Raw genomic sequence first — 26,455 nt, forward strand, 5'->3', positions numbered from 1 at the left:
TTAACCCGCACCCGCCCGTTCACGCTCGAACATATAATCGCGCGTGAACGGCACGGCATCAATCGACCGGGTCAGCTGAAGCTGAAAATTCATGTGCCCCTGCACCCGGAACGACAGCTCAGCTCCCACCAGATAGAACTCGAACATCCGAACAAACCGCTCGTCATACAGCGCCCGGATCTTCTCACGGTTGGCGTCAAAGCGCTTACGCCATTCCGCCAGCGTTCGCGCATAATGCAGACGCAACACTTCACAATCCGTCATCCACAGCCCTGATCGCTCAATCGCTGCCAGCGTTTCGCTCAGAGCGGGTGAATAACCGCCGGGGAAAATATATTTCTGAATCCAGGGATTGGTCGTTCCCGGCCCGTCCATCCGTCCGATGGAATGGATCAGCGCCACGCCATCGGGCTTGAGACAGACCTTCACTTTTTGGAAAAAAGCCTCGAACTGCGGCGGCCCCACATGCTCGAACATGCCCACCGAAACAATCCGGTCAAACTGCTGGTGCAGGTTGCGATAATCAATCAATTCAAACCGGACCTGCCCGTCGAGCCCTTCATCCTTCGCCCGCTGCCGCGCCACAGCAAGCTGTTCCCGTGACAGCGTGATTCCCAGAACCCGTGCGCCATAATCCTTCGCCAGTGTCAGCGCCATGCCACCCCAGCCACAGCCGATATCCAGCACCTCCAGCCCCGGACGATCCAGATTGAGCTTGGCCGCGATATGACGCTTCTTGGCAATCTGCGCCTCCTCCAGCGTCATGTCCTCACGCTCAAAATACGCGCAGGAATACTGCCGGTCCTTATCAAGAAACAGATCGTACAGCGCGCCGTTCAGATCATAGTGATGCGCCACATTGCTTCGGGATGTCTTGAGAGAATTCAGCGTCTTCCAGGCCCGGGTGACATACCGCAGACGGTCCTCGATTTCCTCGAAGACATGACCATGGCTGTTGATGTTCTCCATCAGCACCGTCAACAGCGTTTCAAGCGTACATCCATCGGGCACAATACTGCCCGCCATGTATTCTTCACCAAAGGCGAGACCGGAATTGACGATCAGGGCCCGCTCGGCCCGCTTGGTCCGAAGATGCAGACCCGCCTCAAGTCCCGGCTTTGATCCGCGATAGGTCCGGACAATACCATCGCTGAATGTGACCCGCAGGCGTCCCGTCTGAATGAATTTCCGCAAGACAAAATCCAGAATTCGCTTCATTCCGATCTCCTGATTCCAATACCAGGAAAAAGCCTCAGCGGGCCTGTAGTTGTATCCTGCCAGTCAAATGGACATAAAAAAACCCGGCTCGGGAGTGTTCCCGGCCGGGTTCTTTAAAACCAAGATCAGCGGTAAAAGCCTTACGCTTCTTCCGATGCCTCGGCAGCTTCGGCAGCAGCCTCTTCGGCGGCGTTCTCAGCCTGCAGGTCACCAAGGATGTTCTCATCCTCTTCCTGCACGCCGATCTCTTCGCCACGAGCCTGACGCTCGGCTTCTTCAGCGGAACGGGCAACGTTGACCGTCAGCGGAATGGACACTTCCGGATGCAGCACAACGCGTGCTTCCGTCAGACCAAGCTGCTTGATCGGGTGTGCCAGAACAACCTGCTGACGCGAAATCGTCAGGCCGGCATCCGTAGCGGCAACCGCGATGTCGCGGGTGCTGACGGAACCATACAGGCTGCCACTGTCGCCAGCCTGACGGATGACAACAACGGACAGCTCGTGCATGCGCTCGGCAAGGCGCTCGGCCTCTTCGCGCTTCTTGAGGTTCTGGGCCTCAAGCTGGGCGCGCTCGGTTTCGAAACGCTTCTTGTTGGCAACCGTGGCGCGCATGGCCTTGGCCTGGGGCAGCAGGAAGTTACGGGCATAGCCCGGCTTCACGTGCACCAGGTCGCCCATCTGGCCGAGATGCTCGACCCGCTGCAGCAGGATCAGTGCGGTCTGGGACATGATGCTCTCCTCAGTTCACAACGTAGGGGAGCAGGGCGAGGAAGCGGGCGCGCTTGATCGCCTGTGCCAGCTCACGCTGCTTCTTGGCCGAAACGGCCGTGATGCGGCTCGGCACGATCTTGCCGCGCTCGGAAAGGAAGCGGCTCAGCAGACGCACGTCCTTGTAGTCGATCTTCGGGGCATTGGCGCCGGAGAACGGGCAGGACTTGCGACGACGGTAGAACGGACGACGTGCGCCAACTGCCGTGCGACGGGCAGCGGGGTTCACTTCGTTTGCATCAGGCGTGATGGTGTCAGACATAATTCTTACTCCGCTCCAGCCGTCTCGCGAACATCGTCATGCTCGCCGCGTGCACGATATTCTTCACGGTCTTCGCTGCTGCGACGGGGACCGCCACGGCCGCTCTCGAAACGACCAGCCGGCTTGGAGCCGCCACGGAAGTTACCGCGATCGCCACGATCGTCGCTCTTGCGAGCCAGAACCGGAGAGGGGTTCTCGTCGATCTCGTCAACGCGCAGCGTGAGGACGCGCAGCACGTCTTCGTTCAGGCCGAGCTGACGCTCAACTTCGCGCAGCGTGTCGGGGGTGCAGTCAAGGCCCAGCAGGACGTAATGGCCCTTGCGGTTCTTCTTGATGCGGTATGCGAGGGAACGCAGGCCCCAGAACTCGCGCTTCTGGATGGAACCGCCGTTGTCCGTGAGCAGGGTTTCGATGGTCTCGACCAGGGTTTCCACCTGAGCCTGCGACACATCATTACGTGCAATGAGCACGCTTTCATACAATGGCATGAAGACTCCCTTCGGATTGGGTCAACCCGCAACTGGCTCCGACCCATGCCGGAAACAGGGCCCATGTTACAGGGCGCGGGTATAGCCGGCGCGATGCCACATCGCCCGGCAGGGAAAGGCGGCATTAATCACGCACAGCCCCCAAAAGCAAGTCTTAACTCAGAGTCGCCTCAGTCTTTCCGGCACATATTCGTCCGGAACGTCCCATGTTTCAGACACAACATGCCGGACTGCAAATCCCGCCCGACGATAATTCGGAAGCGCATTGGGATGGTCCAGCGTGCAGGTATTGACCCTCAGCCGCCAGCTTCCCGCCCCGAACGCCCGTGCAACAGCATGGTCCAGAAGCGCCCGACCCAGCCCACGCCCCATCGCCTGCGGCAGAAGGCCAAAATAGGCCAGATTGGCATCCCCACCCTGCCGCAGATCCAGCTCATAGAAACCAGCCGGTTCGCCACTATTGTCACGCAGAACCATGAAATGGACAGCAGGATCGTGAAGGATTTCTCCCAATTCCGCATCCGGCATCGACCGGCGCATCCACCAGCAGTATTCCTGCCCGACTGTCGAATACAGGAAACGGTAAAGCGGAAGAGCTTCGTCCCCCGTCATGCGCGACAGGGAAAACCCTTCAGGCAGCACCGGAGAGGGTCGGGAAGAACACGTCTCCAGAAAAGTGACATCCACCGCAAGACGGGTGGATGCCCCTTTCGGCCTGAGCCAGTCCGGCAACATTGCCGCGCGCTCTCAGACGGCTCAGTTGTCGTCGAGGAAGGAGCGCAGCTTGCGCGAACGGCTCGGATGCTTGAGCTTGCGCAGCGCCTTTGCCTCGATCTGACGGATACGCTCACGCGTGACGTTGAACTGCTGGCCCACTTCCTCAAGGGTGTGGTCCGTGTTCATGCCAATACCGAAGCGCATCCGCAACACGCGCTCTTCACGCGGCGTCAGAGACGCCAGAACGCGGGTCGTGGCTTCACGCAGATTCGTCTGGATCGCAGCATCCAGAGGAATAACGGCCGTCTTATCCTCGATGAAATCACCGAGATGGCTGTCTTCCTCATCACCGATCGGCGTCTCAAGCGAGATCGGCTCCTTGGCGATTTTCAGGACCTTGCGGACCTTCTCAAGCGGCATACCGAGCTTCTCAGCCAGCTCTTCCGGAGCCGGCTCACGCCCGATCTCATGCAACATCTGACGCGACGTCCGGACCAGCTTGTTGATCGTCTCGATCATGTGGACCGGAATACGGATCGTCTTGGCCTGATCCGCGATGGAGCGTGTGATCGCCTGACGGATCCACCAGGTCGCATAGGTCGAGAACTTGTAGCCGCGACGGTACTCGAACTTGTCCACAGCCTTCATCAGGCCGATATTGCCTTCCTGAATCAGATCCAGAAACTGCAACCCACGGTTCGTGTATTTCTTGGCAATCGAGATCACCAGACGCAGGTTCGCTTCGATCATTTCCTTCTTGGCGCGCGTAGAATCACGCTCACCACGGGAAACGGTCGCATAAACGCGACGGAACTCACCAACCGGCAGACCCGTCTCATGCGACAGAGCCGCAATCTCGCCACGCAGGTTGCGCAGCTGGTCCATGTGCTTGGTCGTCAGGTTTTTCCAGCCCTTGCCGGGCAGCGCGGAAATGCTGTCCAGCCAGGTCGGGTCCAGTTCGCGGCTGCGATACTTGATGAGGAAGTCATCGCGCGAAATCTTGCAGCTCTCGGCCAGACGCATCATCCGGCCTTCAACGCCGTTCAGCTTCTGAACCTGCATTTTGATCTGCGCGACCAGTTCCTCGATCCGGTTGTTGTGCAGATGCACCTGCTCAACCAGACTGACCAGCTCGTGACGCAGCTTCTCATAGGTCTGCTCGGACTTGTCCGAGTGATCCTCGCCACCCGTCAGGGCTTCAATACGCTTGATCTGGATCTTGCGCAGCTTGTGATACAGCGGCTCGATGGCTTCGAAACGGGCCAGAATTTCCGGCTTCAGCTTCTCTTCCAGCGCAGACAGGGACAGGCCACTGCCTTCCTGCTGCTCGCCGTCGCCCTCTTCGTTCTCGTCCTCGGCCTTGTCGTCCTCTTCGGACGCCTCATCGCCTTCTTCGCCTTCAACCGCGTCCGGATCGGGACCACCGCCCTGACTGGCCTCCAGATCGACGATGTCGCGCAGGAGCATCTCGCCGTCCTTGAGGCGCTCATGCCAGGAAATGATGGCGCGAATCGTCAGCGGGCTCTCGCACAGGCCGCCGATCATCTCATCGCGACCCGCCTCGATCCGCTTGGCGATCGCGATTTCGCCTTCGCGGGAAAGCAGTTCAACCGAACCCATCTCACGCAGATACATCCGGACCGGATCATCCGTGCGGCTGGCGGCCTCGGCATCGACGTTACCGCCCTGAGGGCCTTCGGCCTCCTCGGTCTCGGCTTCGCTTTCCTTTTCGGCAGCGCCTTCGGCTTCTTCCTGATCCTCGTTCTCAAGGACCTGAATGCCCATTTCCGACAGGGCCGCCATGACGTCTTCGATCTGCTCGGAAGACATCTGGTCCTGCGGCAGGACCGCATTCAGTTCATCAAAAGTGATATGCCCGCGTTCACGCCCTTTGGCGATCAGCCGCTTGACGGCAGCGGACTGCGTATCAAGGAGAGTGGCATCCCCCTCCTGTTCCTGCGCGTTCCGATCCGTTCCAGAGGCTGTTTTCGTCGCCATTCGTCTCTCCGTCAACTCCGCCGCGAGTTAGCAATCCGGCAGCGTGCAGGTGGTCGATCCTTCGCCCGAAGTCAAGATTGCAGCCCCAAAGAATGCAACCTTTCGGGAATAAAAATCGTTTCGCATTCGTTTCTTCGCAGGTGATCCCGACATCACATCAAGCGCTCATTCTCCGACTCTCTCTCCGCTTTTGAGAGCATCGCGTACCCGCAGCCGGGTCATAAGCGCACTGGGAAAGCGCAACCCACTCTGACCAGTCTCATCCACAAAAGACTCCATGTCACCATTCACAACAGCTTTGGTCACGTCTTCTTCAAGAGTGCGCTCGAAGGTCTGGAAATTGACCAAAGCATAAAAATGCCACCAGCTTTCAATGACATCCACCTTCAGGATCTCATCCCGGACCTTCCCGTCCCCCACACCGCGCGGCAGCGGTCCGCTTTTCAGCGCCCCCGCCAGATCCGCCAGCCCATGCTCTTCAAGCCACGCCATGCAGCTTTCTTCCGTCAGGGTATCGCGCCCCTCTTCCTGACAGGACCAGTCCAGAAGCGCAGAGCGCAAACGATCCAGATCCGACGAGAGAGAAAGCCCTGCATAGGCCTGTTCCACTTCCGGAAGGATATCGGGATGCAGCAGCAGCATCGTCGTCATGATGTTGAGCCGCTCCACATTACCCGACTCCACATCGCGCATCGCACCCGGAGCCTGTGTGGACAGCTTCAGACTCTCTCCGGCCTTGCGCTGGAAAGTTTTCTTCCGCCTGAAACGCTCGAAGAACATGTCCAGCAGGGTACTGCGATATTCCGACGCCAGAGAGCGGTCCGGGATCAGCTTCGATAACGTCACCAGCTTCTCCCGCAGCGCCGCCCGCTGGTCCGGCCCCGGATCGACCAGCCCCGCCGTCAGAAGCCCGAACAGTTCCTCCGCCATGGACGTCGCGCCTGCCAGCGCCTCCTTCATGGCTCGGGGGCCACGACTGCGGATCAGGCTATCCGGATCGTCCTTCGCATCCAGTCGGCAGAAACGGATCGTGCGTTCCGGCGAAAGCAGCGGCAGCGAGACCTCACACACCCGCAGCGCCGCCCGGGCGCCCGCCGCATCGCCATCCAGACACAGGATTGGCGACGGCGACATGCGCCACAGCAGTTCAAGCTGCTCCTCGCCCATCGCCGTGCCCAGCGGCGCGACCGCCCCGCCAAACCCGGCCTGATCGAGGGCGATCACGTCCATATACCCCTCGACCACCACGAGATCCGCCCCACGATGCACGCCTTCCCGCGCCAGATCGAGATTGAACAGCGTCCGCCGCTTGGAGAACAGCGCCGTCTCCGGACCGTTGAGATATTTGGGCTGCCCGTCTCCCAGCGTCCGCGCACCAAAGGACATCATCCGCCCCCGCCGGTCCCGGATCGGGAACGTCACACGGTTGAAGAACAGTTCCCCCTTCGGCGCCCCCTGCTCATCGACCCGCATCACACCCGCACGGATCAGCATCTCAACGTTCACACCATGCGGTCGCAGTTCATCCAGCAGCTGCCGTCCGTCTCCCGACCACCCCAGACCAAACCGCTCAATCGTCTGATCGGTAAGGCCCCGTCCACGCAGATAGGCCAGCCCCTCCCGCCCTTCCGGACGATACAGACGCCGCCGATAGCTCTCCTGCACAAGATTCAGCACATCCCCAAGAGACTGTGCTTCCCGCGCACGCGCCTCGGTCCGCGGATCCGCTTTCGGAACCTCAAGCCCGGCTTCAGAGGCAAGCTGTTCGACGGCTTCAGGGAAGCTGCGCCCTTCGCTCTGCATCACATAAGAAATCGCATCTCCATGCACACCGCAGCCGAAGCAATGGAAATGATCGTCATAAATATAGAAGGACGGCGTTTTTTCGCCGTGAAACGGGCAGCAGGTTTTCCAGTTCCGCCCGGACCTCACCAGCTTGTTGCGCCGCCCGATCAGCGACGGAAGCGGCGTCCGGTTCCGTAATTCATCCAGAAAGGCCGGATCAATTGCCATGGGCAGAAAGAGCCTTTCATGAGCGTTGGAGAAAAGTTTCCCGAGCGCATACAGCGCCAGCGCTCCTGTTTAAAGGAAACTTTCCACCGAAATCCATATCCGTCACATCGCACCGCCCGTTGTTCAGGATACAAGGTTAAGGCATGCTTAAGGCCATCTCTCTGCTGCCGGGTGCTCCAGCAGCTTTGAAAAACAGGAAGCGTTCATGAAAAAGTACCTGATGCTTGCAGCTGCAACGGGCCTGCTGGCAACGTCACTCACAACAGCGCAGGCCGAACCGGGCGGATGCCTCAAATATGGGGCCGCCGGTGCCGTCGGTGGCCATGTCGCCAATCATCATGGCTTTCTGGGCGCCATGGGCGGCTGCGTGACCGGCATGTATGTGCGTCACCGTTACCGTAAGGAAGCCCGGGCCAAGGCCGCTCTGTACGATCAGGAACATCCGGGCGCCAAGGGCTCTTACGAACAGAAAGCCACGGCCTATGACGTGGAACATTCCACCAGCCCCGGCCAGATGCATAACACCGCACCTGCAAACTCTGCACCAGCCGCACCGGCTCCGGCACAGCCCGAGTAAAACATCCTGCACCGGCCTTTCGTTAAAGAAAGGCCGGCCTGCTCTGGTTTCAGATCGGAACCGGCACACCATCCTTGTGATCCTGTGCCTCGACATACATCCGCATGACCGACGGATACCGCGCCCGTGTCATCCGCTCCAGTGCTGACACGCCCTGCTCGACCTGACCTGCCGTCAACGTATCCTCCCAGTCCAGAGACAGCAGCACGATAATACTCCCCGGCCCCCGCGTTTCAGTCACAACCTCATTCACCCCGACCACGCCCGGCAGCCTCATCGCCTCCTTGCGCACATAGGCGTCAATTTCCGGATTGCTCTCTCCGACCAGCAAAGAGCGCGTCTCGTTCGTCAGCAACACCGCCACGATCACCAGCACCAACCCGATCAGCAGCGATGCGACACCATCCAGCACATGCCATCCCGTCACAACGGACAGCACGGTAAAGACCAGCGCGATCACCAGACTGACCAGCGCCGCGCCGTCCTCGAACAACACGACAAACAGTCCCGGATCGGTACTGCGCCGGATCATGGTCCACAAAGATCCCTTGCCCGATGGCAGGGACTTCATGGCTGCCAGAAAACCGTACCCTTCCAGACATCCCGAAATCCCGAGAATGGCCACGTTCAACCACCAGCCGGGCAGAACATGCCCCAGAACATGAACAGGCTCCATCGCCGAGGGGTGCCAAACCTTCTCCCAACCTTCATGCAGGGACGCGACACCACCCCCGACAAACAGCGCCCCCGCCACAACCAGCGTCCAGAAATAAAGCTCCCGGTGATATCCCAGCGGATGCTCTTTCGTCGCCGGAGCCGCCGCCCGCTTCATCCCCACCAGCAGCAGGATCTGGTTGCCGCAGTCGACAAACGAATGAACCGTCTCCGCCAACATAGCCGCCGAACCGGTCAGCAGCGCAGCGGCCCCCTTCACGCAGGCAATTCCGAAATTGACCCCCAGGGCAATGAAAACGACCTTCGTTGAACCACCTGCGGACATTCTGGCCTCATTCGTAAAATCCGGACATCAGAGTGATGACCTCCACGCACCGCTGTCAAACGTCCGTTCCAACAAAAAAAGCCGCCCCCGAAGGAGCGGCTTTCTGCATTATAGGCTTTTGAACGATCGATCAGGCCGAAAGATGGGCCTTCACCAACGCACTGGCCTTCGCCGGGTCCAGATCTGCGCCGAAGCGCTCTTTCAGAGCGGCCATGACCTTGCCCATGTCTTTCATGCCCGCCGCTTCGGTCTTCTGCACCGCTTCGGCAATCCCGGCCTTCAGCGCAGATTCATCGAGTTCCGGCGGCAGGTAGGACTTGATCGTGGCGATCTCGCCCTCTTCCTTTTCCGCCAGTTCCGGACGGCCACCCTCACGATACATCGTGGCGGATTCCGTGCGGGACTTGATCATGGAGCGCAGAGCGGAAATGATGTCCGTATCCGTCACCTCGGCGCTTTTGGCACGGGCAGCGACATCCAGATCCTTGATCTTGGCCGTGATCCCGCGGATCTGCGCCACCGTCTCGGACTGACCGGCCTTCATCGCCGTCTTGAGGTCATCCATGATCTGCTTGCGAAGCGACATCGCCGTTCTCCTTTATCGGACAGCCCGCAGGAAATTCCCTCGGCGAGCCGTCCCTCATTCCGTGAATGGCGGCAAAATCGCACAAAAGCCGGTTTGCAACAATCCGACAGCCTTCCAACGCACGAAACGAGCCATTCGGAAAAAACTTCCCACCCCCTCCCGGCATGCACAACACGCAGTGGGAAAAAACTTCCCATTCCGTTGCCGATCCCTTATTCAGAGCCTCCAGAGTACATCCGGCAGCCAGCAACGGGGCGACCATGGACATCGACAAAATCATTGAAAAAGCCGGAGGCGCGGACGAAATCGCCGCTCTCGCCGGCGTCGGACTGGAGGCCGTGCGCAAATGGCGCCAGTCCCGCATGGTCCCCACCAAACACTGGCCAGCCCTGCTGCGCGTACCGGGAATCGCCCTTCAGGATCTGACAGCGGATCTCACCGCACCTCAACCCCCACAAGAACAAGCCCAGCAAGAACAAGAAAGAGAGACGGACGTGTCCAATCCCTGCCCTCCCGGCGCCAACGCCGCCCTTGTCCTTGCAGACGGGACAGTCCTGTGGGGTCGCGGCTTCGGCGCCCACACCGATGGCGCCGTCGGTGAACTGTGCTTCTCCACCGGCATGACCGGCTATCAGGAAACCCTGACAGACCCGTCCTTCGCCGGACAGATCGTGACCTTCACCTTCCCGCATATCGGCAATGTCGGCACCAATGCCGATGACAACGAGGCCCCGAAAATGGCTGCCCTCGGTGCCGTCGTGAAGGAAGACATCACCGCCCCTGCAAGCTGGCGTTCGCATGACCCCCTCGCGGCATGGCTGAAGCAACACAACCGTGCGGGCATCAGCGGCGTCGATACCCGCGCCATCACCCGCACCCTGCGCGACAACGGCCCCCAGACCGCCATTCTCGCCTTCCCGGAAAACGGCCGCATCGACACGGACAGCCTGCTGAACCGCGCCCGCCAGTGGCCCGGCCTCGAAGGCATGGACCTCGCCAAAGAGGTGACGCAGCCCAAGCGCGTCTGGACACAGGGTGTGTGGGAAACCACCCGCCCGGCCCGAACCGAAAACCGTCGCCGCGTTGTCGCCATGGACTATGGCGCCAAGGACAACATCCTGCGCTGCCTCGTGACCGCCGGCTGTGACGTCACCGTTCTGCCCGCCACGGCTACCGCCGAAGAAATTCTGGAACTCAAGCCCGAAGGCGTGTTCCTCTCCAACGGCCCCGGCGATCCGGCCGCAACCGGCACCTATGCCGTCCCCGCCATCCGCACAGTGCTCGACGCGAACGTCCCCGTCTTCGGAATCTGCCTCGGCCACCAGCTTCTCGCACAGGCGCTGGGCGGCAAGACCTACAAGCTGGAACGCGGCCATCGCGGCGCCAACCAGCCGGTCAAAGACATTGAGACCGGCCGCGTGGAAATCACCAGCCAGAACCACGGCTTCGCAGTGGACGAAAAGTCCCTGCCTACGGACGTGAAGGTGACGCATGTGAGCCTGTTCGACGGCTCCAACGAAGGCATCGCCTCGACCACGAAGGACGCCTTCTCCGTCCAGTACCACCCCGAGGCGAGCCCCGGCCCGTCTGACAGTTTCTATCTTTTCGAGCGTTTCGTCGCGGTCATGGACCGTCGCGCTAAAGCAGGAGCCTGAGCCATGCCCAAACGGACAGACATTTCGTCCATCCTGATCATCGGCGCTGGCCCGATCGTCATCGGACAGGCCTGCGAATTCGACTATTCCGGCGCACAGGCCTGCAAGGCCCTGCGTGAGGAAGGCTATCGGGTCATTCTGATCAACTCGAACCCCGCCACCATCATGACCGATCCCGGTCTGGCGGATGCGACCTATATCGAGCCGATCACCCCGGAATTCGTCGAGCGCATCATCCTCAAGGAAAAGCCCGACGCCGTCCTGCCGACGATGGGTGGCCAGACAGCCCTGAACGCCGCCATGGCGCTCGACAAGTCCGGCTTCCTCAAAAAACACAACGTGGAACTGATCGGCGCGGACGCGGAAGTCATCGACCGCGCGGAAGATCGCCAGAAGTTCCGCGAAGCCATGGACGAGATCGGGATCGAAAGCCCCCGCAGCACCATCGCCCATACGCTCGAAGAAGCCCGCGCGGCCCTGGCCGATGTTGGCCTGCCCGCCATCATCCGCCCCTCCTTCACCATGGGTGGCGCTGGTGGTGGCATTGCTTATAACCGTGAAGAGTTCGACCAGATCGTCGCAGGCGGCCTCGATGCCTCGCCCACGACAGAAGTCCTGATCGAAGAATCCGTCCTCGGCTGGAAAGAATACGAGATGGAAGTGGTCCGCGACACTGCGGATAACTGCATCATCATCTGCTCCATCGAGAACATCGACCCGATGGGCGTCCATACCGGTGACTCCATCACCGTCGCCCCCGCCCTGACGCTGACCGACAAGGAATACCAGCGCATGCGGGACGCCTCGATCGCGTGCCTGCGCAAGATCGGCGTCGAAACCGGCGGCTCCAACGTGCAGTTCGGCGTCAACCCCGCCGATGGCCGTCTGGTCGTCATCGAGATGAACCCGCGCGTGTCGCGCTCCTCCGCGCTCGCTTCGAAGGCCACCGGCTTCCCGATCGCCAAGATCGCCGCCAAGCTGGCCGTCGGCTACACGCTGGACGAACTCAAGAACGACATCACCAAAACGACCCCGGCCTCCTTTGAGCCGACGATCGACTATGTCGTCGCCAAGATCCCCCGCTTCACCTTTGAGAAGTTTCCCGGCTCCCCGGCGCTGCTCTCGACGTCCATGAAGTCGGTCGGTGAAGCCATGTCGGTGGGCCGCTCCTTCGCCGAAGCTATCCAAAAGGGCCTGCGCTCGATGGAAACGGGCCTCACCGGCCTCGACCCGGTCGAAGCCCCCGGCGACGGTTCGCACAACGCCTATCTCGCCGCTCTGGCCGAACCGCGCCCCGAGCGCATCCTGATGGCCGCACAGGCCCTCCGCGCCGGATTGTCGGTCGAACAGGTCAACGCAGCCTGCAAGTTCGAGCCATGGTTCCTCCGCCAACTCGAAGACATCGTGGCCTCCGAACGCGAGATCGAAAAGAACGGCCTGCCCACGGACGCCTACAACCTGCGCCGCCTCAAGGCTCAGGGCTTCTCGGACGTCCAGCTCGCCCGCCTTTCCGGCCAGAGCGTCACGGATGTCGCAGAACTGCGCGAAAAACTGGCTGTCACGCCGGTCTATCGCCGCATCGACACCTGCGCCGCCGAATTCGCTTCCGACACGCCCTATCTGTACTCCACCTACGAAGGCGGGTTCGGCACGCCGGAATGCGAAAGCCGCCCGACGAACCGCGACAAGATCATCATTCTCGGCGGCGGCCCGAACCGTATCGGTCAGGGCATCGAGTTCGACTATTGCTGCGTCCACGCCGCCTACGCTCTGCGCGAAGCCGGTTTCGAAACGGTCATGGTCAACTGCAACCCCGAGACGGTCTCAACCGACTATGACACCTCGGACCGCCTGTATTTCGAGCCCCTGACCGCCGAGGACGTGATCGCCCTGATCCGTACCGAAGCAAAGGGTGGAAAGGTTCTGGGCTGCATCGTGCAGTATGGCGGCCAAACCCCGCTCAAGCTGTCCCGCGCCCTTGAAGACGCCGGGATTCCCCTCCTCGGCACACCTGCGGACGCGATCGACCGCGCCGAGGACCGCGAGCGCTTCCAGACCATGCTGCGCAAGCTCGGCCTACGCCAGCCCCGCAACGGCATCGCCCGCAGCCCGGCGGAAGCCGAAGCCATCGCGGAAGAGGTCGGCTATCCGGTCGTCGCCCGCCCGTCCTACGTCCTTGGCGGTCGTGCGATGGAAATCGTCTATGACAAACCGGGCCTCAAGCGCTACCTCAACGAAGTCCTGCGCGCCGCCGGCCCCGAAGTCTCGACCGGCCCCGTCCTGCTCGACCACTACCTCAACGACGCCATCGAAGCAGACGTGGACTGCATCTGCGACGGCGAGAACGTCTATGTCGCAGGCGTCATGGAACATATCGAAGAAGCCGGCATCCACTCCGGTGACTCCGCCTGCTCCCTGCCGCCCTACACGCTCTCCCCGGCACTGGTAACGGAACTGCGCTCGCAGACCGAAGCCATGGCCCGCGAACTGGGCATCCGCGGCCTGATGAACGTCCAGTACGCCATCAAGGATCAGGAAGTCTTCGTTCTCGAAGTGAACCCCCGCGCCTCGCGAACCGTACCGTTCGTCGCCAAGGCAACAGGCGTTCCGGTTGCGAAGATCGGCGCGCGCGTCATGGCAGGCGCAAAACTCACCGAGTTCAAGCTCGATGGCGGTGCGGTTTCTCCACATGTCGCGGTCAAGGAAGCGGTGTTCCCGTTCCACCGCTTCGCCAATGCCGACACGATCCTCGGCCCGGAAATGCGGTCCACGGGTGAGGTCATGGGGCTGGATTCCAGCTTCGAGCGCGCCTTTGCAAAGTCCCAGCTTGCCGCTGGCGTAACACTGCCGCTTGCAGGCACTGTGTTCCTGTCCGTCCGCGACAGCGACAAGGCGCATGTCCAGCCTCTCGCTCGCAAGCTGGTCGCCATGGGTTTCAGCATTTTCGCCACCAGTGGCACGGCATCCCGCCTGGAAGCTGCCGGTATTCCCGTACAGCGCGTGAACAAGGTGATGCAGGGACGTCCGAACTGCGTGGACTCCATCCGCTCGGGCGACGTGCAGATGGTCATCAACACCTCACAGGGCGGTCAGGCTGCGCAGGATAGCTACGAGATCCGTCGCAGTGCCCTGACCATGGGGATCCCGCATTACACCACGATCGCAGGCGCCCGTGCGGCGACCTATGCCATCGCAGTCCTCAAGGAAGACGATCTGGGCGTCGCCCCGCTCCAGTCGTACTTCAAGGGTACATTCTAACAGGAGCATCCCCGTCGGGACATCATCTCGACGGGGCTATTCCTCTTCGGAAAATCCGAGGATATCGCCCGGCTGACACTCCAGCACACGGCACAGCATTTCTAGCGTTGAAAACCGGACGGCCCTGGCCTTTCCCGTTTTGAGAATAGACAGGTTCGCCAAAGTCAGCCCGACCCGTTCCGACAGTTCTGTCAGGGTCATCCCGCGCTCACGCAATAGCGTATCCAGATTAATGGCAATGGGCATTCAGAGAGCCTCGTTCCGGTCTTTGCTTTTCATTCAGACCCAATTGAAGCATCCAGATCACATTTGGTTTCAACCCGAAGCTGAAAGCTGGCAGTAAATTCTTATTGTTTTTCAATGAAATAATTTCTTCTCTACGAACAGAATAATTTTATTGTTTTTCAATAACAAATTTTCCAACTCTTGCAAAAATCGCTAAAAAACCTTATTATTCGGTACTTATGCGCATTCAGTCGCAATGATTTTTCCCAAGGATTTCAGAGTGCAGAAGATCCCCATGACCGCGAAGGGACAGCAGCGTCTCGAAGACGAACTGCGGACCCTCAAGAGCGTCGACCGCCCGGCCGTCATTCGCGCTATCGCAGAAGCCCGCGAACATGGGGACCTGTCCGAAAACGCCGAATACCACGCTGCCCGTGACCGTCAGTCCTTCATCGAAGGCCGTGTTCTGGAGCTGGAAAGCATCATTTCCAACGCAGAAGTTATCGATCCTTCGACCCTGACCGGAACGCGTGTCCGCTTTGGTGCGCATATCGAACTGGTGGACGAAGAAACCGACAAGGAAGCCCTGTACCAGATCGTCGGCGTCCATGAGGCCGACATCAAACAGGGCCTGATTTCGATTTCCTCACCGCTGGCCAAGGCCCTGATCGGCAAGGATGTCGGTGACACCGTGTCCGTCCCCGCGCCCGGCGGAGACCGGACTTATGAAATCCTCAAGGTCGCATATCGCTAATGTCTGACGTCCTGACGTCCACCGCCCCTGTCGTGACCATCGAGGATATCGAGAGCGCCCACGAGCGTATCGCGTCCACCGTGGTCCGCACGCCGACGATTTCCTGCCCCGCCCTGTCCAGGCTGACAGGCGCGGAGATTACGCTCAAGCTCGAAAACCTTCAGGCGATCGGCTCCTTCAAGGAGCGCGGAGCGGCCAACAAAATGGCCCTTCTGACACCGGAAGAGCGGTCCCGTGGCGTGATTACCGTCTCGGCAGGCAATCATGCACAGGGTGTGGCTCGTCAGGCCAGTCTTCTCGGCATTGATGCCACCATCGTCATGCCGCGCTTCACGCCCGCCACCAAGGTCGCGGCAACGCAGGCTTGGGGCGCGAATGTGGTGCTCGCGGGCGACGACTTCGCGCAGGCCAGCGAAACAGCCGCCGAGCTTCAAAAACAGGACGGGCGCGTTCTCGTTCACCCGTTCAACGATCCGGCCGTTATCGCCGGTCAGGGCACGGCTGCACTTGAGCTTCTGCAAGACGCCCCGGATATCGACACGGTCGTCGTACCGATTGGCGGCGGCGGGCTGATTGGTGGGTTTGCCACCGTCATGGCAGCCCTTCGCCCGGATGTTGAGGTGATCGGCGTACAGGTTGAAGCCTATGCCTCGCTGTCCAGCTATCCCAAGGAAGACGGCCCAACCCTGGGCGGTTCGACCATTGCGGAAGGCATCGCTGTTACCAAACTCGGCGATCACTGCCTGAGCGCGTTTCGTAACAAGGTCTCGAAGATCCTTGTCGTCAGCGAGCTTCAGGTCGAAAGCGCCGTCACGACACTGGCCGAAAAAGCCAAGCAGGTCTGCGAAGGCGCGGGCGCGACGGGCCTTGCCGCCGTTCTTGCCTATCCTGAACTGTTCAAAGGACGCCACGTCGCCCTGCCGCTTTCAGGCGGCAACATCAACGCCCGCATTCTCGCCAATACGATCCTGCGCTCCCTGCTCCGGGATGGACGGATCCTGCGGCTGATCTTCCAGATCCCCGATCGTCCGGGCACACTGGCGGACATCTCCACCCGTATCGGCAATTACGGCGGCAACATCATCGAGGTTTCCCATCACCGCCTGTTTGCCTCTCCGTCCGTTCAGACGGCGGAACTGCTGGTGATGGTGGAAGCCCGTGATACCGAACATGCCCACCAGATCGAAACCGATCTGGCGCGGCATTACATCGTCCGGCGGGATTGATCCTCAGACCCCGTCCACGATCACGACATTATACGGCCCGGCCTTCCAGCGATGCTCCGCAGCCTTCTGGTAGGCCGGGCTTTCGTACCAGGCGCGGGCCGAAGCCACGTCCGGAAACTCGATAATCACCACACCATCAGGCTCAGTGCCTTCGAGTTTTTCCTGCTTGCCGTAGGCCGCAAGGATTTTGGCCGGAAACCCCTTGAAGGTTTCAGCCACAACTTCCGAATATTTTTTGAATTCAGCCGGATCGGCCAGTTTTTCACGAATGAACAGGGCATAGGCAGGCATGGAACGCTCTCCACAGGATGAGCCCCCATACCCGCCACAAAACGCCTGACATTTCAGCACACAAGACCGTGTGCCTTTGTTTCAGCGCGTTCCGAACAGACGGTCGCCCGCATCTCCGAGGCCCGGAACAATATAGCCATGCTCGTCCAGATGGCTGTCGATCGAACAGGTCACGATCTGCACATCCGGATGCAGTTCCGCCATGTGGGCAATTCCCTCCGGAACAGCCAGCAGGCAGGCGAAAATCGGGTTCGTCGCCCCGGCGGCCTTTACGCGGGTCAGCGCAGCCGCAGCCGAGTGGCCCGTGGCAAGCATCGGGTCCAGAACGATGCATGTCCGGCCCGGAACATCGCTCGGCATGTTGAAGTAGTATTCACTCACTTCCAGCGTCTCATGATCCCGGCGCAGACCGATATGCCCTACGCGCGCGGACGGCACCAGATCCAGCATCCCGTCCAGAAGGCCGTTTCCAGCCCGCAGGATGGAAACGAAACATAGCTTCTTACCGTCCAGTTCCTCACCTTCCATCGGCCCGCTCGGCGCTTCGATATGGCGCGGTGCCAGCGAGAGATTCCGCGTGGCTTCATAGGCCAGCAGCAGGCTGAGTTCGCGCGTCAGACGCCGGAAACCGGCCGTGGACGTATTGTGGTCACGCAGACGGGTCAGCTTGTGGCGCACCAGCGGATGGTCGAGGACGATAGGCGGCAGCGCCTTGCTCATGCTTTTTCTCCTTCGGCCGGGCGGAAATCGAGCGCCAGACCGTTCATACAATAACGAAGCCCCGTGGGCGGCGGCCCATCGGGAAAGACATGCCCCAGATGACCCTTGCAGTTCGCACAGTGAACTTCCGTGCGAACCATGCCGTAGCGGCTATCCTGCGTGGTCTCGACGCCTCCAGCCAGAGGCCGGAAAAATGACGGCCAACCACTGCCGCTGTCATATTTAGTCTCTGAGGAGAACAGCGAGCGTCCACAGGCTGCACAGGCATAGGTTCCCGCACGTTTTTCATCATTGAGCGGGCTGGAACCGGGGCGTTCCGTGCCATGTTCGTGAAGGATGCGCCGCTGCTCAGGTGTCAGGCCAACACCGCAACCACTGCCGGTCTGCCCGTTCGGGCCGCAACTCTGGGTCATGCTGGTTCTCCGGAAACTCTGGGGGACGTCTTCTGGGAATGGATCTTTGGGGATGTATGAAAGCGCGGCCGTATTTTGTCACGCATCTTAAACTGTCAGAACGCAACCCGGCACGCTGAAACCCGTTAATATTCGCACAACATCAAGACGGAAGGATCCGGTCATGAGTTCCATCGAAGACAAGATCAAAGGCGTTGCCAATCAGGTGACGGGCAAGATCAAGGAAGAAGTCGGCCACGTGACGCACGATGAGAAGCTTGAGGCTGAAGGCATTGCCCAGAACCTCAAGGGTAAGGTCCAGAAAGGCGTCGGCGATGCCAAGGATGCGGTCAAGAGCGGCATCGACAAGCTCTGACCCCCATCTCCGATCACAATGCAGCGCCCGCCTTCATGGCGGGCGTTCGCATTTGCGGGGAATGGTGGCATGATGGACGGAAGTTCACTCCTTCTTTCCCTTCAGGAGACTGTCATGTCTGCATCCTCAACGCCCCGCCCCGTTATGCTGGTCATTCTCGACGGCTTCGGCTGGCGTGAAGATGAGTCCGACAATGCGGTCCGCCTTGCCAATACCCCGACATTCGACACCCTCTGGGCCACAAGCCCACATGCGTTTCTGAAAACATCCGGCGAGGATGTCGGCCTTCCGGACGGCCAGATGGGCAATTCCGAAGTCGGGCATCTGAATATCGGCGCAGGCCGCGTCGTCATGCAGGAATTGCCCCGCATTTCCCGCAGCGCCCGGGACGGCTCTCTGGCCCAGAACCCCGTCCTTCTGGACCATATTGCGGCGCTGAAAGCCTCGGGCGGAACCTGCCACCTCATGGGCCTGATTTCGCCCGGCGGCGTACATGCCCATCAGGATCATGTCGTGGCACTGGCCAAAATCGTCAGCGCAGCAGGCGTTCCGGTCGCCGTTCATATCTTCAGCGATGGCCGCGATACCGCGCCGCGTTCTGGTGAGGAGTTCATCGGTAAATTCCTCCGCGACCTGCCAGACAGCGTAAAAGTCGCCACACTCAGCGGCCGCTATTACGCCATGGACCGCGATCGCCGCTGGGAACGTGTTGGGCTAGCCGTCGCGGCCATCCGCGATGCGAAGGGGCCTCACACCAAGGACGCGCTCTCCGCTCTTCAGGCCAGTTACGACAGCGACAAGGGCGATGAATTCGTTCTTCCCACCGTTCTGGGCGATTACGCTGGCATGAAGGACGGAGACGGCATCCTGTCCTGCAACTTCCGTGCGGACCGCATCCGCCAGCTTCTGGACGTTCTGGTTCTGCCAGATTTTGCGGACTACGACAGCGGACGGAAGATAAACTTCGCGTCCGTCTGCGGCATGTCCCGCTACTCCGACCATCTGGCCCCTTATATGAGTGTCCTGTTCTCCAAGGTGCCGCTCGACGATCTGCTGGGAGACGTAGTGGCCAAAGCAGGCAAAACACAGCTCCGCATGGCGGAGACGGAGAAATATCCGCACGTCACCTATTTCCTCAACGGTGGCCGTGAAGTCCAGTTCGAGGGTGAGGAGCGCATTCTGGTCCCGTCCCCCAAAGTCGCGACCTACGATCTTCAGCCCGAAATGTCCGCACCCGAACTGACGGACAAGGCCGTTGCCGCCATCGAGAGCGGCAAGTTCGATATGATCGTCCTGAATTTCGCCAATCCGGATATGGTCGGCCACACAGGCTCCCTGCCCGCAGCCATCAAGGCCTGCGAAACAGTCGATCAGGGACTGGGCCGTATCAATGACGCCATTGTCAAAGCAGGCGGAGCCCTGCTCGTAACAGCGGATCACGGCAACTGCGAAACCATGCGGGACCCCGTAACGGGCGGCGCCCATACGTCCCACACCCTGAATGTCGTGCCGGTCATTCTGGCCCATGCAGACGGCAAAACCATTCATGACGGTCGTCTGGCGGATCTCGCCCCGACCATGCTGGCTCTCATGAATATCAGGCAGCCTGACGCGATGACGGGTGTCTCCCTGCTTGAAAGCCCCTGATCCACGACACATTCTGTCGCTTGCCCTGCTCCTGTCGCCCCACTGGGCGACAGCGCATCCTGCGGCACACCACCATCCTGCCAAATCAACGGCGACAGCGCCGAGCGCGGGGCAGAAAGCTCTCGCCCGCGCACAGGCCGCACGTCGCACGCTGGAGCAGCAACAGGCCGCAGAAGCCGCAACCCTGCGCGCCAAACAGATCGCGTCGGCGCAGGCCGAGGCAAAAGCCCGGCAGGATACAGCCCGAACGCTCGCCTACACCGCACAGACCCATACGGCGCAGTCCGCCATGGACAGCACCCAAAGCCACATCCAGACTCTTCAGGCCAACATCTCAGAACTGAAAAACAAACGGACAGCCATTCAGGCCGGCATCCAGCAACAGAATGCCGCCCTGCAACCCCTGCTCCCCATCGCAGCGCGCCTGTCCATAGCGCCTGACGCCGCCTTGCTGGCGTCTCCGGAAACAGCGTCCGAAAGCGTCACCGCCCTGTCCATTCTCGGCGGCTTTTCCCAGCTCACCCGACAGCGCGCCCAGACCCTTCAGTCCCGCGAAGACGAGCTCCATGCCATCAGCAGCGATCTGGAACAGCACCAGAAAGAACTTTCAGACCTGCTGACGCAACAGACGCATGAACGCAACACCGCCGCGGCCCGGACTCGAATTGCAGCGCATCAGGAAGCCGTCGCAGATCAGGGCGCGCAAAAAGCCCGCAAAGCCGTCGCCGACGCCATGCAGGCCGCAGCGGATCTGTCTGCGGAAATCACCAACCTGGTGCAACAGGAAGCGCAGGCCCGCGCCGAACTTGAAAAAGAAGCCGCAGCTCTCGCCCGCCAGCACGAATTCGAACGTGCCCGTCATGCGCGCTCGCAGGCCCAGTCACTCTCCTCCGCCGGACAGGGCGTTTCCAGCACCGGCGGCCACGCCCCGGTTCCGGGCCATGTTGCGATCCGCTGGGGGCAGGCAACAGAAGCCGGTCCGGCCACCGGCATTACCTATGCCGCCCTCTCTTCCGCCCCCGTACAGGCTCCCTGCACGGGCCGAGTCGAATTTGCCGGTCCATTCCGCTCTTTCGGACAGATGCTAATCCTTGATTGTGGGCGCAACTATCGTTTCGTGCTGTCAGGACTGGGCCAACTCACTGTTTCGGGTGGCCAAAGCATCAGGAAAGCTGCCACACTCGGCCAGATGCCTGCGGCAGAAGGGATGCTGTTCGTCCAGCTCCGTCACGGCGCACAGGTGGTCAGCCCGGCGCCTTTCCTCTGAGCCGGTTTGCCGAGAGCGTCTGACCTTGTAGGATCGTATCTTAGTAATTTGGCAACCTGAACCGGCCTAGTCTCCCTGCGGAGCACCGTCGGCCAGCAGGTTCCTTCGTGCCCGAGGATGGAGATCACATGAAGTTTCGCAGTGGCCTGTTGCTGGGCACCGCCTTTCTGGCCGGACTGGCTGTCGGACCGGGCGCCCTGCGTCTTGCTGGCTCCGGCGACTTTCCGGGCGCAGCCTTCGCCCGTGAAATTTCTCATGACAACAGCGCGGAAACCGTCCGCCTGCTGACGCTGCTGGGGACCGTCATGGACGTGGTGAAGGCGGAATACGTCCATCCTGTGTCTGACAAAGACCTCATCAACAACGCGCTGGATGGCATGGTCGGCAACCTCGACCCCCATTCCTCCTACATGACCGCAGCTCAGTTCCACGACATGCAGACCGAGATTTCGGGCAAGTTTGGCGGTCTGGGCCTGCAGGTTCAGGGTGAATCCGGCCATGTCCGTGTCGTCTCCCCGATCGACGGCACCCCTGCCGCACGCGCTGGCATCCAGCCGGGCGATTTCATCACGATGGTCGACCACAAAAGCATTGATGACCTGACGCTCGATCAGGCCGTCCGCAAGATGCGCGGCGATCCGGGTACCAAAATCAGCCTGACAGTCGTGCGCCCCAAGACCGGCAAGACCCTGACCTTCGACATGACGCGTGAAATCGTCCATGTCCAGATCGTAAAGTCGGCGCTTTATGGCAGCACGGGCTATATCCGTCTGACCGAATTCGATGACGATCTTGAAGGCGCCATGCATGCCGCGTTCGACAAACTCAAGGCAGAAGCCGCCAAGACCCCCGGCGGCAAGTTGACCGGGATCATCCTCGATCTGCGTTCCAATCCGGGCGGCAAGCTCGATCAGGCCATCGCGGTCGCGGACGATTTCATCAAGGACGGAGAAATCGTCTCCATCCGTGGCCGCCATGCGGAAAACAACCAGCGCTGGGATGCGAAGGGTACGGACATCACCAATGGTCTGCCGATCGTCGTTCTGACAAATGGGGGTTCCGCTTCGGCCAGTGAAATCGTGGCTGGCGCGCTGAAGGACCATCACCGCGCCATCATCCTCGGCGAAAAAACTTTCGGTAAGGGTTCGGTCCAGACCCTGATCCCGATCGGAGATCAGGGCGCAGTCCGCCTGACGACAGCCCGCTACTACACGCCATCCGGGCGCTCCATTCAGGGCCTTGGCATCACCCCCGATATCCCCGTCTCCGAAACAAAAGACGACGATTCCTACGGATATCGTGAAGCGGATCTGTCCCACATTTTGACGAATATCGGCGGTAACCGGACGACCGAAACGCCACGCACCGATATTCCGCCGATTGCGAAATCCATTCCCAAAATGCCGGATGCCAACTGGCCCGCATTTGACGCGACGAAACCCGCGACGGATTTCCAGCTTCAGCAGGCCATCAAGGTCGTCAACGCCATGGCAGGCATTTCAAATCCGGCTCCTGCGACAGCACCGGCAACCGAGGTCAAAACTACTGCTCCTGCTGCCCCCAAACCGTCTGAAGCACATCACTAACTAAGGACATCCCGGATCGTGCAGAACCGTCCCGCCTCCAGCCGCGCAGGGCTCTGGCAACGACTTCCCGTTATCGGACGCCTTCTGATCGCGTTCTGGGCCGTCCTTCTGGCAGGAGGAGCGGCAGCGTTTCTGTTTCATCAGCAGAAACCTGTCGTTCTGGCAAAAACTACCCCCCCGGCACGACCGGAAGCTCCGCCTGCACAGAACGCTTCCTCAATCGTCTCCACACCGGTGCCGAAAGAGGCAGTCCGTTCTGTCAGTCCATCTGAGGTGCAGCAACCTGCAATGCCGGTTGCTGCACCGACAGTCATTCCCGCCAAAGCCGTTCCGCCCACACTGGCAGCCCCCTCAACCGCAGTGACGCAACAACCTCTGCCGTCGCCTGCCGCCGCCAGTCCAGCAGCCGTCGTCAGACCGCCTTCACCCGCAGTTCCGGCGGACAAAACCGCCATTGCAATCGTGCTTCAGGGTTTCGGTTATTCCGACGCGCTGACCTACGACGTTCTTTCGCGCATTCCAGCCCCAGTTGCGGTCGGGATTTCGCCTTATGTGAGCAATATCGGCGACATTATTGCGCGAGCCCATGCCAGCCATCGTGAAGTCTATGTCACGCTTCCGATGCAAAGCGCACACCCCGAACGCGTCGATGAAGGCCCGCATGCACTCGGATATGGCAACTCCGCCGCCGATGACCAGCGTGAACTGGAATGGTGTCTATCCAGAGCCACAGGCGCAGAAGGCCTGACGGACGCTTCCGAAAACGGAGACGACCAGCCGGGTGGCGGATATGCGACCTCACCGGATTTTGCTCCAATCGCCAGTTTCATCAGCAGTAAAGGGCTTCTTTATCTGGCTGGCTCTGCACAGGATAGTCGCCGCACGCGCGGCATGACTGCGACAGCCTGGATTGATGGCGACACAGACGCGGCCACTCTGGACAGCCGCCTTGCCGCGCTGCTGCCCCAGGACGGAAAGCCCACAAAAATTCTGCTGATGGTTGGTCCTGTCACCCCCGTCATGATCGACCGTCTTGCAAACTGGCTCAAAGGCCCGGCGGCAGGCCGCTTTGTTCTGGTGCCGCCGTCCAGTTTCGTCGATAGCGGCATCGGAAACGATCAGGCCGCCAATCTGCTGTCTTCCAGCCCGGTGGCCCCTTTATGAGCGATTGCATGACCCTGCCCTATCGTCCGAATGTCGGAATTGCGCTCTTTAATCGGGAGGGCAAGCTGTTCATCGCCTGCCGGACGGACCTTCCGGGACGCGTCTGGCAGTGCCCGCAAGGTGGGATCGATGAGGGCGAGACGCCCGAAACAGCCGCCATACGAGAGATGGGCGAAGAAATCGGTACAAGCAGCGCCCGCATTCTTGCCGAACGTGAGGGGTGGCTGTCCTATGATCTGCCATCTGCCCTGATCGGCAGAGCCCTGGGTGGCCGGTTCCGGGGGCAGACCCAGAAGTGGTTCGTGATGGGATATGAAGGGCAGGATTCCGATATTCGGCTGGACCTTCATGAGCCAGCGGAATTCGACTGCTGGGAATGGGTTGAGCCGAACGACGTTCTGGAACGCGATCTGGGCTTCAAAAAAGACCTGTATGCCGCATTAATCCCAGAACTGACGGCCCTGTTTCAGGCCGCTGCCAAAGACTGGGTTCGTACCAGCCGCGCGTAAAGACCGTCTTTCCTAATCAGTTCAGTATGTGTCCCCGCTTCGGCGACGGCACCATGATCCATGACGACGATAAGATCCGCCGCCTGCACCGTGGAGAGCCGGTGCGCCACAATCACGGTCGTGCGGCCCGAACGCAGATTGGCCAAGGCTTTTTGAACCCGCGCTTCGCTTTCTGAGTCCAGCGCGCTCGTCGCTTCATCCAGCAGAAGAATTCGCGGGTTGCGCAGGAGTGCACGGGCCAGTGCCACACGTTGACGCTGGCCGCCCGACAGTCGACGTCCACCCGGGCCTACCCGCGTTTCCAGTCCCGCGGGCAGATTATCGAGAAAATCGACCGCCGCCATGGCACATGCCTTTTCGACTTCATCCCGCGAGGCTGACGGTCGCCCAATCCAAATATTCTCGATCAGGGACATGTCAAAGAGTGTTGTGTCCTGACTGACATAGGCAATGGCATCGCGAAGGGATGAGAGCGTAAGATCGCGCAGATCCACGCCTTCCAGTTGGATACTCCCTTCACTCACATCATGCAGACGCGGAATCAGGGATAGAGCCGTAGATTTTCCGGCCCCACTGGGACCGACAAGCGCCACGGTTTTTCCGGGCTGCACATCGAACGTCAGGCCGCGCAACGCGACCCGGCCGTCTTCGTAACAATAGCCGGCCTGCTCGAACACCAGATGCCCCTTGCCTGCCGGGAGAGGCTGTGCCCCTACCCGCTCCATCACGGCGGGGGGTTCATCGATCACGGCGAAAACACGCGATAGTCCGGCCAATCCTTCCTGAAGGGCCGTGTTGAGAGAGCCCAGCGCGCGGATGGGGCGGGATGCGGTGAGAAGGGCTGCGATGAACGCAGTAAAATCTCCGAGCGTCGCACCGCCCTGAGCGGCCCGCCAGCCCGCAAACCCCAGCACGGCAGCCACTGCTGCACCACCCAGAACTTCAAGCACCGGATCGACGCGGGCACGGCCTTTGGCAATGCGCAAAAATGCGGAATGCAGCAGATCAAGGGAGTGATCGACCCGCGTGCTTTCCCGGTCTTCCATGCGGTAGATACGGATCTGCCGGGCCAGAGCGAAACTTTCGTTCAGCAGCGCCGAGGTCTCGCCAATCTGCTCCTGCATGCCGCCCGAGGCGCGGCGTACCTTTTTGCCCAACTTCTGGATGGGGACAGCCGCCACCGGATACAGTACGAGCGCGATCAGGCTCAGTTCCCAGTCCGTCACGATCATGGAAATCACCAACCCCACCACCGTCACAGCGTCTCCGAGCGCATTGACCACACGGATCATGGCCTCGCGGATCGAGATAGCATCAGTCGTAAAGCGGGCGGCCCATTTGGCGGGCGCTTCCTTTTCAATCGTCGAGACATCTGCCTGAAGCGAATGGGCGAACATCCGGGACTGCAAGCCGCGAATCACCGCCAGAACAAGCCCCTGCACAGCAATCGTCTGTCCATACTGGGATGCAGCCTTGAGCCCTGTAACGAGAACAACCAGAGCCGGAATCTGATACAGGATCCGGGAATCATGCGCCGCAAACATATCCACGGCTCGTTTGATAACGGCAGGATAAAGCGCGGTCAGCGCTGCCATCAGAACGGTCAGGACAACAACGGAAACGATCCGTCCGACATGCTGGCGCATTTCCTCGCGCCAGATGCGTTTCATCAGGACGCGGCTATCCGTATCAAGGGCTGTGGTTTTCGTCATGTCCGGGGGTGTAGCAAACCTTGCGAAAAGGACGAAACCGCCAT

The 26,455-nt window shown here is 60.5% G+C and carries 25 protein-coding genes; 11 read left to right on the forward strand and 14 right to left on the reverse strand.

The features are described from left to right. The 7 genes from GKO01_RS09455 to dnaG all read right to left on the reverse strand — a co-directional run bounded on the left by GKO01_RS09455 (position 1) and on the right by dnaG (position 7,466). Positions 1-1,218 carry an SAM-dependent methyltransferase gene (locus tag GKO01_RS09455; RefSeq protein ID WP_099286869.1) on the reverse strand — a complete coding sequence of 406 codons (1,218 nt, stop codon included), beginning with the start codon at positions 1,216-1,218 and terminating at the stop codon, positions 1-3. 140 nt (positions 1,219-1,358) lie between these two features. Continuing rightward, positions 1,359-1,949 (reverse strand): 50S ribosomal protein L9, encoded by a 591-nt coding sequence (rplI, locus tag GKO01_RS09460; RefSeq protein WP_099286870.1) that lies wholly within the window; start codon positions 1,947-1,949, stop codon positions 1,359-1,361. A 10-nt stretch (positions 1,950-1,959) separates the two neighbouring features. Continuing rightward, positions 1,960-2,250, reverse strand: coding sequence for a 30S ribosomal protein S18 (rpsR, locus tag GKO01_RS09465; RefSeq protein WP_099286871.1), 291 nt, complete (start codon positions 2,248-2,250; stop codon positions 1,960-1,962). A gap of 5 nt (positions 2,251-2,255) precedes the next feature. Next, a complete protein-coding gene (gene rpsF / locus GKO01_RS09470; protein WP_099286872.1) occupies positions 2,256-2,738 on the reverse strand; it encodes a 30S ribosomal protein S6 in 483 nt (160 codons plus the stop codon). Between the two features lie 159 nt (positions 2,739-2,897). Next, positions 2,898-3,473, reverse strand: a complete 576-nt coding sequence (locus tag GKO01_RS09475) for a GNAT family N-acetyltransferase (protein WP_174694277.1) — start codon at positions 3,471-3,473, stop codon at positions 2,898-2,900. A 21-nt stretch (positions 3,474-3,494) separates the two neighbouring features. After that, positions 3,495-5,453 (reverse strand): RNA polymerase sigma factor RpoD, encoded by a 1,959-nt coding sequence (gene rpoD, locus GKO01_RS09480; RefSeq protein WP_099286873.1) that lies wholly within the window; start codon positions 5,451-5,453, stop codon positions 3,495-3,497. Between the two features lie 165 nt (positions 5,454-5,618). Then, on the reverse strand, positions 5,619-7,466 hold the full coding sequence (gene dnaG / locus GKO01_RS09485) for a DNA primase (protein WP_099286874.1): 1,848 nt from the start codon (positions 7,464-7,466) through the stop codon (positions 5,619-5,621). A gap of 205 nt (positions 7,467-7,671) precedes the next feature. Here dnaG and GKO01_RS09490 point away from each other — a divergent pair, with 205 nt between their 5' ends. Further along, complete coding sequence (locus GKO01_RS09490) at positions 7,672-8,043, forward strand: hypothetical protein (RefSeq protein ID WP_099286875.1); 372 nt, start codon at positions 7,672-7,674, stop codon at positions 8,041-8,043. A 49-nt stretch (positions 8,044-8,092) separates the two neighbouring features. Here GKO01_RS09490 and GKO01_RS09495 read toward each other — a convergent pair whose 3' ends face one another. Both GKO01_RS09495 and GKO01_RS09500 read right to left on the reverse strand, forming a co-directional pair. Further along, positions 8,093-9,043, reverse strand: a complete 951-nt coding sequence (locus tag GKO01_RS09495) for a cation diffusion facilitator family transporter (protein ID WP_099286876.1) — start codon at positions 9,041-9,043, stop codon at positions 8,093-8,095. A 130-nt stretch (positions 9,044-9,173) separates the two neighbouring features. Next, positions 9,174-9,629 carry a GatB/YqeY domain-containing protein gene (locus GKO01_RS09500; RefSeq protein WP_062033210.1) on the reverse strand — a complete coding sequence of 152 codons (456 nt, stop codon included), beginning with the start codon at positions 9,627-9,629 and terminating at the stop codon, positions 9,174-9,176. Between the two features lie 260 nt (positions 9,630-9,889). Between GKO01_RS09500 and carA the strand changes: the two genes are divergently transcribed. Together carA and carB are read left to right on the forward strand one after the other, a co-directional pair. Then, entirely contained in the window at positions 9,890-11,284 is a 1,395-nt protein-coding gene (gene carA, locus GKO01_RS09505) for a glutamine-hydrolyzing carbamoyl-phosphate synthase small subunit (protein WP_099286877.1), read from the forward strand. Positions 11,285-11,287: 3 nt separating this feature from the next. Beyond that, positions 11,288-14,542 carry a carbamoyl-phosphate synthase large subunit gene (gene carB, locus GKO01_RS09510; RefSeq protein WP_099286878.1) on the forward strand — a complete coding sequence of 1,085 codons (3,255 nt, stop codon included), beginning with the start codon at positions 11,288-11,290 and terminating at the stop codon, positions 14,540-14,542. A gap of 36 nt (positions 14,543-14,578) precedes the next feature. Here carB and GKO01_RS09515 read toward each other — a convergent pair whose 3' ends face one another. Then, positions 14,579-14,788 carry a helix-turn-helix domain-containing protein gene (locus tag GKO01_RS09515; RefSeq protein WP_099286879.1) on the reverse strand — a complete coding sequence of 70 codons (210 nt, stop codon included), beginning with the start codon at positions 14,786-14,788 and terminating at the stop codon, positions 14,579-14,581. Positions 14,789-15,047: 259 nt separating this feature from the next. On the opposite strand from GKO01_RS09515, the gene greA reads away from it, so the two are divergent. Together greA and GKO01_RS09525 are read left to right on the forward strand one after the other, a co-directional pair. Continuing rightward, the gene (greA, locus tag GKO01_RS09520; RefSeq protein ID WP_099286880.1) at positions 15,048-15,521 is read left to right on the forward strand and encodes a transcription elongation factor GreA; all 474 of its coding nucleotides are present in this window, start codon (positions 15,048-15,050) and stop codon (positions 15,519-15,521) included. Next, positions 15,521-16,747, forward strand: a complete 1,227-nt coding sequence (locus tag GKO01_RS09525; protein ID WP_099286881.1) for a threonine ammonia-lyase — start codon at positions 15,521-15,523, stop codon at positions 16,745-16,747. The genes greA and GKO01_RS09525 overlap by 1 nt, the downstream gene beginning before the upstream one ends. 3 nt (positions 16,748-16,750) lie before the next feature. On the opposite strand, the gene GKO01_RS09530 is transcribed toward GKO01_RS09525, so the two are convergent. The 3 genes from GKO01_RS09530 to msrB form a co-directional block, all read right to left on the reverse strand. Continuing rightward, entirely contained in the window at positions 16,751-17,038 is a 288-nt protein-coding gene (locus tag GKO01_RS09530) for a DUF1330 domain-containing protein (protein WP_099286882.1), read from the reverse strand. 81 nt (positions 17,039-17,119) lie between these two features. Further along, complete coding sequence (upp, locus tag GKO01_RS09535) at positions 17,120-17,758, reverse strand: uracil phosphoribosyltransferase (RefSeq protein WP_099286883.1); 639 nt, start codon at positions 17,756-17,758, stop codon at positions 17,120-17,122. Next, positions 17,755-18,171 (reverse strand): peptide-methionine (R)-S-oxide reductase MsrB, encoded by a 417-nt coding sequence (gene msrB / locus GKO01_RS09540; RefSeq protein ID WP_099286884.1) that lies wholly within the window; start codon positions 18,169-18,171, stop codon positions 17,755-17,757. The genes upp and msrB overlap by 4 nt, the downstream gene beginning before the upstream one ends. Before the next feature lie 163 nt (positions 18,172-18,334). Here msrB and GKO01_RS09545 point away from each other — a divergent pair, with 163 nt between their 5' ends. The 6 genes from GKO01_RS09545 to GKO01_RS09570 all read left to right on the forward strand — a co-directional run bounded on the left by GKO01_RS09545 (position 18,335) and on the right by GKO01_RS09570 (position 24,699). Then, on the forward strand, positions 18,335-18,526 hold the full coding sequence (locus GKO01_RS09545) for a CsbD family protein (protein WP_099286885.1): 192 nt from the start codon (positions 18,335-18,337) through the stop codon (positions 18,524-18,526). A 114-nt stretch (positions 18,527-18,640) separates the two neighbouring features. Further along, the gene (gene gpmI, locus GKO01_RS09550; protein ID WP_099286886.1) at positions 18,641-20,173 is read left to right on the forward strand and encodes a 2,3-bisphosphoglycerate-independent phosphoglycerate mutase; all 1,533 of its coding nucleotides are present in this window, start codon (positions 18,641-18,643) and stop codon (positions 20,171-20,173) included. After that, positions 20,160-21,440: a murein hydrolase activator EnvC family protein gene (locus tag GKO01_RS09555; RefSeq protein ID WP_099286887.1), complete on the forward strand. Its 1,281-nt coding sequence runs from the start codon at positions 20,160-20,162 to the stop codon at positions 21,438-21,440. The genes gpmI and GKO01_RS09555 overlap by 14 nt, the downstream gene beginning before the upstream one ends. Before the next feature lie 128 nt (positions 21,441-21,568). Next, positions 21,569-23,026: a S41 family peptidase gene (locus GKO01_RS09560; RefSeq protein ID WP_099286888.1), complete on the forward strand. Its 1,458-nt coding sequence runs from the start codon at positions 21,569-21,571 to the stop codon at positions 23,024-23,026. Between the two features lie 18 nt (positions 23,027-23,044). Then, entirely contained in the window at positions 23,045-24,190 is a 1,146-nt protein-coding gene (locus GKO01_RS09565) for a divergent polysaccharide deacetylase family protein (protein ID WP_099286889.1), read from the forward strand. After that, positions 24,187-24,699 (forward strand): RNA pyrophosphohydrolase, encoded by a 513-nt coding sequence (locus tag GKO01_RS09570; RefSeq protein WP_099286890.1) that lies wholly within the window; start codon positions 24,187-24,189, stop codon positions 24,697-24,699. The genes GKO01_RS09565 and GKO01_RS09570 overlap by 4 nt, the downstream gene beginning before the upstream one ends. On the opposite strand, the gene GKO01_RS09575 is transcribed toward GKO01_RS09570, so the two are convergent. After that, positions 24,657-26,411, reverse strand: coding sequence for an ABC transporter ATP-binding protein (locus GKO01_RS09575; RefSeq protein ID WP_099286891.1), 1,755 nt, complete (start codon positions 26,409-26,411; stop codon positions 24,657-24,659). The two genes, GKO01_RS09570 and GKO01_RS09575, sit on opposite strands and share 43 nt — an antisense overlap. Positions 26,412-26,455: the final 44 nt, after the last annotated feature.

The sequence above is a fragment of the Gluconobacter kondonii genome, from assembly GCF_002723995.1.
Taxonomy (GTDB): Bacteria; Pseudomonadota; Alphaproteobacteria; order Acetobacterales; family Acetobacteraceae; genus Gluconobacter; species Gluconobacter kondonii.